Below are 1,641 nucleotides of genomic sequence, written 5' to 3'. Positions count from 1 at the left end.
GAAGGTGATACAAAAGAAGCTTTAAATAGAATTCAGGAGCAATTCCGTAAGCTTTTACTAGAAATCAACCCTCAATTAACCCTACCTTTTTAATTAAGAGCTTTATGCAAGATAAAACCGCCAAGGGTATTGCCCACGTACTCATAGAATCCCTCCCTTATATTCAAAAATTCAAAGGCAAAACCGTCATCATTAAATATGGCGGTAATGCCATGATTGATGAAAATCTAAAAACCTGTTTTGCGCGCGATATCGTGTTGATGAAATTAGTAGGCATTAACCCTGTCGTGGTCCATGGTGGTGGCCCGCAAATTGGTCATTTACTTGAACGCTTAAATATTCAAACCGAATTTATTAATGGTATGCGTGTCACTGACTCCGAAACCATGGACGTAGTTGAAATGGTACTCGGAGGTCAAGTTAACAAAGACATTGTGAACCTAATTAATATGGCAGGCGGTAAAGCAGTTGGCTTAACCGGTAAAGATGGTGATTTCATTCGTGCGCGAAAAATAGAAATGACGCGTATTAATGCTGAAACTCAAGCCTCTGAAATTATCGATATTGGCCATGTGGGTGAAGTCAGCAGTATTGATCCCGCAGTTGTAGAGATGCTCAGCCGAAGTAATTTCATTCCTGTTATTGCACCTATTGGTGTCGGTGAAGATGGCCATTCATACAATATTAATGCAGACTTAGTCGCTGGAAAAGTTGCGGAAGTATTAAAAGCTGAAAAGCTTATTTTATTAACTAATATACCGGGTATCTTAGATAAGCAAGGTAATCTACTCACCGGGCTAACCGCTAAAGATATTGATAATTTAATAACTGATGGCACAATATCTGGCGGCATGATTCCCAAAACATGCTGTGGTACTAATGCGCTAAAAGGTGGCGTTAAGAACGTACATATTATTGATGGCCGTGTCGAACATGCGGTATTACTTGAGTTATTTACCGATCAAGGGGTAGGTACCTTATTGATTAGTTAATTTTGCAATTACAGTTTTGGCCTATTACTAAAATCCAAAGATTCATTAAATAACAGAAACTTAATACATCAGCTTTTCTGGTGTATTTCGTGACTTTACCCTATACTCACTAAAACAATCAGTTATTAACCAAGGTAATAACTAAAAATAATAATTATAACGACAAGGGGAGTGACATCATGTCAGAGGTTTTTTTTATTTTAACAGTCATCTATGTTGCCTACGTGGTTTACGCTGTTGTTGATGATAAAGACAATGCAGCACCAAGCAAAAAAGCTGCTAACCCAGGAGCCGTTGCCTTTAAACAGCCTCCAGCAGCACAAAAATCACCGGTAACTGAAGATAAAGCTAAGTCAACACTGGCAGAAAATTCGACTGAAATAAATGTAGAGCCACCAGCCGAAGTGACTCAGACTAAGATTAACAAACTAGCTGCGCCAAAAATTGAGCTACGCACTGTGGTTATGAAAAACCCAAAAACAGGTGAAGAGGCAAAAGTTGCAACTAATTATAGAATGGTCAAACGTTGGGTAAAAGAGGCACTGGTGACAGAAGGCTTATTAGACAAGATATACAAGAATACAGAGCTAGATGATGCCGCTAAAATAACCATCGCTAAAGCACTGTCCATTATTAAAGCAATGGATAA

The 1,641-nt window shown here is 38.6% G+C and carries 2 protein-coding genes; both read left to right on the top strand.

The features are described from left to right. Window positions 1–104 precede the first annotated feature (104 nt). Complete coding sequence (gene argB / locus BAZSYMA_RS06085; RefSeq protein WP_090716715.1) at window positions 105–992, top strand: acetylglutamate kinase; 888 nt, start codon at window positions 105–107, stop codon at window positions 990–992. 179 nt (window positions 993–1,171) lie between these two features. After that, on the top strand, window positions 1,172–1,641 hold a 470-nt coding region (locus tag BAZSYMA_RS06080), incomplete at its 3' end, for a hypothetical protein (RefSeq protein WP_090716712.1).

Origin of the sequence: Bathymodiolus azoricus thioautotrophic gill symbiont, from assembly GCF_001298715.1 — a bacterium.
GTDB lineage: Bacteria > Pseudomonadota > Gammaproteobacteria > PS1 > Pseudothioglobaceae > Thiodubiliella.
Note: the sequence above shows the minus strand (reverse complement) of the source record. Positions and strands in the feature narration are given on the sequence as shown.